General features: G+C 68.0%; 8 protein-coding genes. 6 read left to right on the top strand and 2 right to left on the bottom strand.

The features are described from left to right. Positions 1-29: 29 nt before the first annotated feature. The 5 genes from NVU01S_RS03815 to NVU01S_RS03835 are packed head-to-tail and all read left to right on the top strand — an operon-like array spanning position 30 to position 5,397. Positions 30-1,730 carry an AMP-binding protein gene (locus NVU01S_RS03815; RefSeq protein ID WP_052280203.1) on the top strand — a complete coding sequence of 567 codons (1,701 nt, stop codon included), beginning with the start codon at positions 30-32 and terminating at the stop codon, positions 1,728-1,730. Beyond that, positions 1,714-2,571, top strand: coding sequence for a class I SAM-dependent methyltransferase (locus NVU01S_RS03820; protein ID WP_043664917.1), 858 nt, complete (start codon positions 1,714-1,716; stop codon positions 2,569-2,571). The genes NVU01S_RS03815 and NVU01S_RS03820 overlap by 17 nt, the downstream gene beginning before the upstream one ends. A gap of 41 nt (positions 2,572-2,612) precedes the next feature. Next, positions 2,613-2,867: an acyl carrier protein gene (locus NVU01S_RS03825; protein ID WP_043664918.1), complete on the top strand. Its 255-nt coding sequence runs from the start codon at positions 2,613-2,615 to the stop codon at positions 2,865-2,867. After that, entirely contained in the window at positions 2,864-3,655 is a 792-nt protein-coding gene (locus NVU01S_RS03830; protein ID WP_043664920.1) for an acyl-ACP desaturase, read from the top strand. The genes NVU01S_RS03825 and NVU01S_RS03830 overlap by 4 nt, the downstream gene beginning before the upstream one ends. After that, positions 3,655-5,397 (top strand): acyl-CoA dehydrogenase family protein, encoded by a 1,743-nt coding sequence (locus NVU01S_RS03835; protein ID WP_043664922.1) that lies wholly within the window; start codon positions 3,655-3,657, stop codon positions 5,395-5,397. Before NVU01S_RS03830 ends, NVU01S_RS03835 begins: the two co-directional genes overlap by 1 nt. A gap of 46 nt (positions 5,398-5,443) precedes the next feature. On the opposite strand, the gene NVU01S_RS03840 is transcribed toward NVU01S_RS03835, so the two are convergent. Continuing rightward, complete coding sequence (locus tag NVU01S_RS03840) at positions 5,444-6,745, bottom strand: flavin-containing monooxygenase (RefSeq protein ID WP_043664923.1); 1,302 nt, start codon at positions 6,743-6,745, stop codon at positions 5,444-5,446. 122 nt (positions 6,746-6,867) lie between these two features. On the opposite strand from NVU01S_RS03840, the gene NVU01S_RS03845 reads away from it, so the two are divergent. Beyond that, positions 6,868-7,323, top strand: a complete 456-nt coding sequence (locus tag NVU01S_RS03845) for a MerR family transcriptional regulator (RefSeq protein WP_043664925.1) — start codon at positions 6,868-6,870, stop codon at positions 7,321-7,323. Here NVU01S_RS03845 and NVU01S_RS03850 read toward each other — a convergent pair. Next, a complete protein-coding gene (locus NVU01S_RS03850) occupies positions 7,295-8,440 on the bottom strand; it encodes a DUF3558 family protein (RefSeq protein WP_043664928.1) in 1,146 nt (381 codons plus the stop codon). The two genes, NVU01S_RS03845 and NVU01S_RS03850, sit on opposite strands and share 29 nt — an antisense overlap. Positions 8,441-8,507 lie beyond the last annotated feature (67 nt).

The following is an 8,507-nucleotide window of genomic DNA, read 5'->3' on the forward strand; positions in this document are numbered from 1 at the left end:
AATCGACTGTGCGAGAGGGGCAACGACACGTGCGCGAAAGCTGGGTCACCGATGTCGTGGCCGGTTACGAGAACGACCACGCGCCCGCCCATGAGTACCTCGGCGAGAACGGCGAATGGACCGTGGTCAGCCGGCACGGCCTACTGCACGGGGTGCGCGCGGCCGCCGCGGGATGGCGCGCGGCCGGTGCGCGTCCCGGTGACCGGATCGCGATGGAGGCCACCGACCCGCACCTCTTCGTCCCGGCCTTCCTCGGCGCCCTGTGGGCCGGTGTGGTGCCGGTTCCGGTGCCGCCACCGCCGCCGCAGGGACGTCGCGCCGCCTGGCACGATCACGTGGCAGCCATGGCCGCCGCAGCGCAGACCCGGGCGATCGCGCTGCGCGCCGGCACGGCCGCCCCCGCGGGCAGCGAGCGGACGATCGTCCTCGATACCGTCGTGGCAGCACCACCGGACGCGTCGGATCCCTGCCATCCCGAACCGGACGCGACCGCCTACGTGCAGTTCAGCAGCGGCAGCACCGGAACTCCGCGCGCGATCCCGGCGCGCGTGGCCGCGGTGCGGGCCAACGGGATGGCCATCATGCGCGACGGCCTGCGCGGCGATCCGGCGGTGGACCGCGGGCTGTCCTGGCTGCCACTGCACCACGACATGGGGCTGGTCGGATTCGTCTTGGCGCCCTTGCTGATCGGCGTTCCCGTCTCCTTCGTGCCGACCCGCGCCTTCGTCCGCCACCCCGGGCTGTGGTTACGTGCCATGTCGGAACGGCGCGCGACGATCAGTTTCGCCCCCAATTTCGCCTACGCGCTCAGCGCCCGCCGGACCGCGCCGGAGGAGATCGCCGCGCTGAAGCTCGACCACGTGCGCGTGCTCGGGTGCGGCGCGGAGCCCATCAACCACGCTGTGTTGCACCACTTTCTGCGCACCTTCGCACCCGCGGGACTCGAACCCGAAACGCTGACACCGTGTTACGGACTCGCCGAGGCTACGCTCGCAGTCGCGCTCGCCACGCCGGACCGCCCCTACCGCGTGGACCATCTCCGCGCCGGCGAATTGTCCGGCGGGCGCGCCGTCCCCCTCGAGCCGGAAACCGCCGCCCAGGTGCCGACACAGCACGAAAATAGCTCCACACCTACGGTTTCCGAGGAAACAGCGACGATCGTCAGCTGTGGACCGCCGTTGGCCGGTCATCAGATCGTCGTGCGCGACGACGTCGGCGAAACCGTCGCCGAGCGGATCGTCGGCGAGATCTGGGTGCGCGGTCCCTCGATCGCACGGACCTATCTGGGCGCGGTCTCCGCGACGCACCATACGTTTCGGCCGGACGGCTGGCTGCGTACCGGCGACCTCGGCTACCTGGCCGACGGGGAACTGTTCGTGACCGGCCGGGTCAAGGATCTGCTGATCCTCAACGGCCGCAACATCGATCCGCAACGGGTGGAGTGGGTCGCCGAGACCGTGGCCGGTGTGCGGGCCGGCGGCGTCGTCGCCTGCACCCGGCCGGGATCGGGCTCCGAGGAACTGGTCGTGGTCGCGGAATGCCGGACCGCGGACACGACGGAAATACCTGCGGCACTGCGGGAAGCCGTCGCCGCCGCCCTCGGCATTCCGGTGCACGACGTGGTGACCGTGGCTCCCGGCACCGTGCCCAGGACGACCTCGGGAAAGCCACGACGGCAGGAGACCCGCCGTCGTTACCTGGAAGGGGCGCTGCATGTCCAGCAAAGCTGATATCGCCGTCAGTTACGACCTCGACCCGGAGTTCTACCGGCTCTGGCTCGACAGCCGGATGAACTACACCTGCGGCGTCTTCGACGACACCGACGATCTCGACACCGCCCAACTCGCCAAACTCGCGGTCCTGCACGACTTCGCGCACATCAAGCCCGACCGCACGGTGCTGGACATCGGCTGCGGCTGGGGCAACAACCTCGCCTACCTCACCCAGGAACGCGGCGTCGCCCGAGCGCACGGCATCACCCTGTCGCAAGCCCAGTACGACGACATCCTGCGCCGCGAGCTACCGGGAGTCACCGTCTCCTGCATCGACTATCGCGAGTTCACCCCGGTGCACACCTTCGACGCGGTGCAGTCGATCTGCATGATCGAACATGTCTGCACCCCCGAGGACGCCCGCGCCGGACGCGCCGTGGCCCGGTACCGCGACTACTTCCACAAGGCGTGGACATGGACCAACCCTGGCGCGTACTTCGCACTCCAGACGGGTCTGCGTGACCGCCTCCCGCGCCGTGCCGAAGACGCGCGCGAGCTGCGCTGGCTCGGCGAGACCATCTTTCCCGGCGGCATGACGCCCCGGGCCGAGGACATCGTCATGGCCGTCGGCCCCTACTGGGAGGTCATGCAACTGCGCACCCGGCGCGAAGACTACGAACGCACCACCACGCACTGGCGCAGCCGGTTGCGCGCACACGAGGAAGAAATTCGCGATCGCTGGGGCGGCGCCCTCTTCGATACCTACGACCGCTATTTGACGTGCTGTATCAACTCGTTCGCACGCAGGCACATGACCCTGTCCCAGTGGTGCCTGCGTCGCGTGGACGATCCCGAGTAAAAGCTCTCTGCCCCAACGAAACCGCATCGAAGGGAACGCCTATGACCCAGGACGAACTGCTGGCCCTGCTCGGCACCGGTCTGCGCGACGTCACCTCCGCGGCGCATCCGCCCTTGCGCCCGGACTCCGACCTCTTCTCCCCCGGCATCGATTCGGTGCAGCTGCTCGAACTCGTCACGTGGACCGAGAAGCAGCTCGACATCCGCCTGCCCGACGAAAAGCTCTATACCGTCACCGATGTCGAGGGGCTGTGCCGGCTCATCATGACCGAACTAGCGCATCGGGTCGATCGATGAACAGGGATCTGCGCGAGTCCTTCCACCGCACGTACATGACGTTCTTCGAGAACGCCGAGCGCACGCGCCGTTGGAATCCGTTCAACGACATCGACTGGGACGGACTCGACACCGCACAGAGCGACGCGCAGCTCGCGACCAACGCTGAAACATTCTGCGGTGTCGAACTTTTTCTCCCGGACTACCTCAACACCCACCTGGAACTGTTCGGCCGCAACTACGCCCAGGCCTGGTTCGCCGCGAACTGGGGGTACGAGGAATCCAAACACGCGCTCGTGCTTCGCGAATACCTGCATCGCAGCGGCCAACGCACCCAAGAGCAGCTCCACGACTACGCGGATACGGTCCTGGCCAAGCGCTGGGAACGACCGTACGCGAGCCCCCGGGAGATGCTGATCTACGGAATGATCCAGGAACTCACGACTTTCGTGGTCTATCGCTCGCAGCGCACGCTGGCCGACCGGACCGGGCACTCGGTCCTGGCCGATATCTACCGGATCATCGGCCGCGACGAGATGGCGCACACGAAGTTCTATCAGCACATGGTCGCGCTGCTGCTCGACGAGGACCGTGCAGGCACTCTCGCCGATCTGGCTCATGTGCTGCGGACCTTCCGCATGCCCGCCGAACAACTGCTGCCCGATCCCGAGGCCCGCTCGGTGCTGATGCGCTCCACCGGGATCAACGCGCAGGTCTACCTGCGCGACATCGTCGCGCCCACCCTGTCGGCCTTGCACCTGACCCGCCACGATCTGCCCGCACCCACCCGCCACCGGAAGGAGCGCTAGTGTCCGAATCGCCGGTGATCGATGTGCTCAGCGACCCGCTCTTCGATCCGCACGTCCGCTACCAACTGGGCGTAGACGATCTGATGCGGCTGACCGTCGAGCGCGCGAAGCTACTGCACGCCAAGGGAATCGTGGGCAGCGAAGCGTGGTGTGGCGGCAACCGGCAGGACCGCTTCCCCGATCTGGTGCGCACCGCCGGCTGGTTGAGTGCCTTCGACATCTCTTTGGTCGCCACGACCGGCAACCAGCAGCTGGCCGGCAATGCGCTGCTCGCACACGGCAGCCCGGCGCAGATCGAGGCCTATCGCGACGAAATCGACCGGATGGCCCAGGTGTACGCGTTCGCCGCGACCGAGATCGGCCGGGGCACCAACCTCATCACCACCGGAACACAGGCCCACTATCGCCACGACGACCGCTCGCTGACCCTGACGACTCCGTCCGACGACGCGGCGAAATACTGGATCGGTAACAGCCTGTTCTCCGCCACCTACGCGATGGTGCTGGCCCGGCTCGTGGTCGACGGCAACGACGAAGGGCACCACTGGTTTCGGGTGCCACTGCGGCCGAGCGAAGGCGCGATGCCGTTCGCCGGCGTACGGATTCGCCGGGCCGATCCGAAGGGCGGGCTCCCCGGGAACCAAACCGGGATGCTCCATTTCGACCAGTACCGCATTTCGCTGGACGCCCTGCTGTCCGGATGGGCGCAGATCGACGACTCCGGCAAGTACAAAAGCGAAATCCCCAGTCGCGAACGCTATCTGCGCTGCCTCGGGACGTTCTCCCAGGAACGCATCTTCCCGGTCACGGGAGCCGCCGCCGTCCTGCGGCGCTGCTCGGCGATCACGCTGCGCTACAGCACGCACCGCGAGACCTCGGGCAAGACCCTGCTGAGCTTCGAGCACTACCGCGAACGCCTGCTGCCGGTCGTCGCCGAGGCGCTCGCTCTGCAGCACCTGACCGAACACCTCATCGAGCAATGGACCAGCCGCTACCCGACCGAGCCGATCACCCTGCACGGACGGCCGCTGCACGGGCTGACCTCCGCGGCCAAAGCCCACGCCTCGTGGGCCGCCAACACGGCGCTCGTCGAACTGCGGGAGCTGTGCGGCGGGCACGGATTCCACAGCCACAACGAGATCGTCACCGCCCGGGTGGACGGCGAGATCAACACCACCTTCGGCGGCGACAACAACGTTCTCTGCTACGAAAGCATCCGGATCGTCGCCAAGAACACGGAGGCCGACCGTGCCCTGCCCACCCCGCCCACCCGCCCGCACACCGGACTGCGCTCCTGCGACGAGGGAATCGAGCTCCTGGAAGCGTTGGCGCAGTTGCTGTTACGGCGGTGGCGCGAGACTCGCCGCGGCGCACTGTGCCGGCCGCACGTGCACGCCAGTTGCAGCGCCGCACTGCTGCGCCGATGGTCGGCGCATACCCGGGGCCCCGTCGACGACCGCCTCCGGCTACTGCACGCGGTGACTTGCCTACTGGGCCTTGCCGATCACCTGACCGCGGAGGGATTGCTCGACGGTCCAGGCATCCGCGGCCTGTTCACCCAACGCAGCGAACTGAGCGATCAGTGCGCCGAAGATCACGCCGAAGTCCTCGATCTCCTGGACGTCCCGGCAGTCCTGCTCGACGTCCCCCTCGCCCACCCCGATTACGTGCACCGCACCGTCACCGCAGCCCGGGACACCACCCCATTGCACGCCCCGCGGGGACAGGCGCAGTCGGCGTAGGGCAGTCTGCGTCGGCCCAGGAGCCGCAATGCCCCGGGTTCTGCGCCTACCGCACGACTACGGATTCCGAGGACCCGGAGCGCAGGACCGCGTCGATGTGGATCTGGCGGGCAATGAAGTGCCCGCACTCGACGGTTGCCGGGATGCCGGTGAGGTGCAACGAGTTTCCGTCGGGAAGTCCGGCGTAGTAGAGGCCGGGTAGCGCGCCGAGCATGCCCTTCTGCCGGTGCGGCGCGCCGTGCTCATCGAGGGCTTGTTCGGGCAGGAAACGGTAGTCCGGCCCGAAACCCGTGCACCAGATGATCGCCGCGATGTCGTGCTGTGCCAGGTCGAGCTTGCCGCCGAAATCGGTGATATGCGTCATGTGCACGTCGAGGGGCGGATCCTGTTCCGGAGCGACGAAGCCGCGCAGGCGAATTCCGGTGTCGATCCGATGCAGAATCGCGCGGAACGAACGGCCGGAATCCGCCGCGACGGCTACGACATTGTCCGCCAACGACAACACTGTGCCCTGCGCCGCCCGCACGGAACCGACCAGGCCGACACCCTTTTCGGCCAAGGTGCCGAGGTTCAGGTCCGCACCGCGGTTCGTCACGGCGCTCACCGGCAGACCGGGCAGCTTGGCCGGATCGGCACTGTCGAAATCCCCGGTCACGAAATCGTCGTACAGCGAGAAGATGTACATCCACTCGTGGATGCCCCGGCCCCGGTAGCGGCGCGGAAACACCCGGTGCCGACCGACCGACAGAAAGACGCGGCGGCCGGTGTCGGCGAGTTCGTCGGCGATCTGCTGGCCGCTGATGCCCGCCCCGACCACCAGGACCGCCCCCTCGGGCAGGGTCGCGGGATTTCGGTAGTCACGCGAATGCACCTGCCGGACAGCCGGATCGATATCGGCCGCGAAGTCGGGCACCCGAGGTTTGGCGTAACCGCCCACCGCCGCGACAACGTTGCGGGATTCGAGCGCGGCGCCGGTCGACAGCGACGTCCGGAACCTGACGTCGTCGCGATCCGACGCTGCCGGCGCGCACTCGACCGCGCGGACCTCGGTGTGCTGCCACACCCGGAGCTGTCGCTGTGCCGCGTAGCGACGCAGGTGCCCCGCCAGCTCGCGGCCCGACATGGTGCCGTCGGGATCGGTGCCGTCGTACTCCCAGCCGGGGAACTGGATGGTGCGGTTGCCGCTACCGACCAGCAGGCTGTCCCACCGTTCGTGCGCCCAGGCATGACCCACCTCGGCCTTCTCCACGATCACCGCCTCGTGGCCGATCTCCTGTAGCGAGGCGGCCACCCCGCACCCCTGCTGGCCTGCACCGATGATGACAGTTTCGGCGTATTCGATGGTCATCGGATCACCCTCTCCGCGCTGCGCGACGGTCGTAGTTCCACCCTGTTCGTTAGGCTTGCCTTACTCAAACATTTGAAGTCGAGTAGAGATCAAGTCCGCCAACGACGAGAACGGCAGGTGAGATGGACGACACCACTGCGACAGCTCGGCCGCGAGATCACGGCCTGGTCGGAATCGGCACGGCCGCAAGGCGATTCGGCCTGGCAGAATCAGCGCTGCGCTACTGGGAAAAGCGCGGGCTGCTCCGCCCGGCCCAGCGACGGTCGCGCTGGCGCCTCTACGGCGACGACGAACTGCATCGCATCGGCCTCATCCAGATGTGGCGCGAAACCGGCCTGATGAATCTCGACGAAATCGGTACGGTCCTGGCCGCGCGCAATCACGAGTGGCGGCACGCGGTCCAGGAACGGCTCGACGAGATAGCCCAGCAGCAGGAACGGCTCTCGGCCGCCCGCGCAATGCTGGAACACCTCCTGACCTGCCCCGACCCCAACCCCGCCCAAGCCTGCCCCTACCTGCGCACCATGACCGACAACCGCGTGGTCGCAGCTAGCGACCAGCCGGAAAGTGCGCGCTGAGCGGTACGGCCAGCCGGGCGAGTTCGCCGCACAGTTCCTCGCCGCGGCCCGCAACGTCGGCCGAGGCCGCCAGTTCGACGGTGCCGGTCTCGATGCCACCGCTGGTCTGCTGTGGGACATCGAAGAGCAAGGAGCAGGTCGAATCGGATTCGCTGCGCCGCGCGAGCACGGCACGGCGATCGGCGACGGCGATCGGCGCAGGCCGGATGAAACGGTCGCTGCCGTATGCGAAGTCGGTGAATCGCCGGTCGGTGGTGTGCACGTCCACGCCGTACCAGCCCGCGGACCAACTGCATCGTCCCTGCGAGTCACTCGCCACGGCCGCGTTTCTCGTCCGCGGGTCCAGTCCGGCAGCCGTGACGTCACCGTCGGGTATCCTGCACGGATCCCAGACAGGTTGCGGCGCAGGGGTTGTCGTAGCGGGCGCCGACTCCTGCGTGGTCTCGCGGACGCCGTCCAGGGTGCGGCGTGGGAGGCTGGACGACAGGCTGCGAGTGAGTACCGCGGCGATCGCCTGGGCGCCTGCGGCCAATTCCGTACGCAGTTTCGGCGAGTCGCCCGTCGGTGGGGTGCCACTCGCCCCGGACCAGTCCAGACCCGTAGTGCGGACGACCACCGACAGGTTGGCGACCTGCGCCGACACGTCTGCCGCGATCCGACGGTCGCCGGCGGGCTGGAAACCGATCGTCGCGCCGTCGCCGATACCGGGCAACGGTGTCACGGTGGCGGGTTCCGGCCCGGCCGAGGTTGTCGCCGTAGCGCTTCGGTCCGCGAGTGTCGGGGCGTCCAGGAACAACAGATGAATGGTCGCCGCGCGGGACAGCGGTACCGGCTCGGCAACCTGCTCGGGCCGCGGAATGGGGTCTTCGAAGGTCACCTCGCACTCGAGCGATCCCCCGACCGCGGTGGTGTACCGCTGCTTGGTGAAGGGTTGGGCGTCACTCGCGGGCAAGGATCCGGAAAACCCTTGTAGCGCATCGGCCGCGATCGCGCCGACCTCGGCACACGATGCGGGCAACGCGGCGAATCCGGTCGCGTATCGCAGTCCGTCCGGGCCACCACCGGAACAAGCCGTCGCGACCAGCGCACCCGCCAGCAGCCCGACGCCACGGTACAACCGCGACGTCGAGCCCGCCCGCTGCCGAAATATGTGGCATGGCCTGCCTATTCGCATTCACAACCCC

It is taken from the genome of Nocardia vulneris, assembly GCF_001613425.1.
Taxonomy (GTDB): Bacteria; Actinomycetota; Actinomycetes; order Mycobacteriales; family Mycobacteriaceae; genus Nocardia; species Nocardia vulneris.

Bases quoted from the DNA above. Each gene is read 5' to 3' on its own strand.
- NVU01S_RS03840 (WP_043664923.1), bottom strand. From the start codon at position 6,745: ATGACCATCGAATACGCCGAAACTGTCATCATCGGTGCAGGCCAGCAG.
- NVU01S_RS03825 (WP_043664918.1), top strand. From the start codon at position 2,613: ATGACCCAGGACGAACTGCTGGCCCTGCTCGGCACCGGTCTGCGCGAC.
- NVU01S_RS03830 (WP_043664920.1), top strand. From the start codon at position 2,864: ATGAACAGGGATCTGCGCGAGTCCTTCCACCGCACGTACATGACGTTC.
- NVU01S_RS03845 (WP_043664925.1), top strand. From the start codon at position 6,868: ATGGACGACACCACTGCGACAGCTCGGCCGCGAGATCACGGCCTGGTC.
- NVU01S_RS03820 (WP_043664917.1), top strand. From the start codon at position 1,714: ATGTCCAGCAAAGCTGATATCGCCGTCAGTTACGACCTCGACCCGGAG.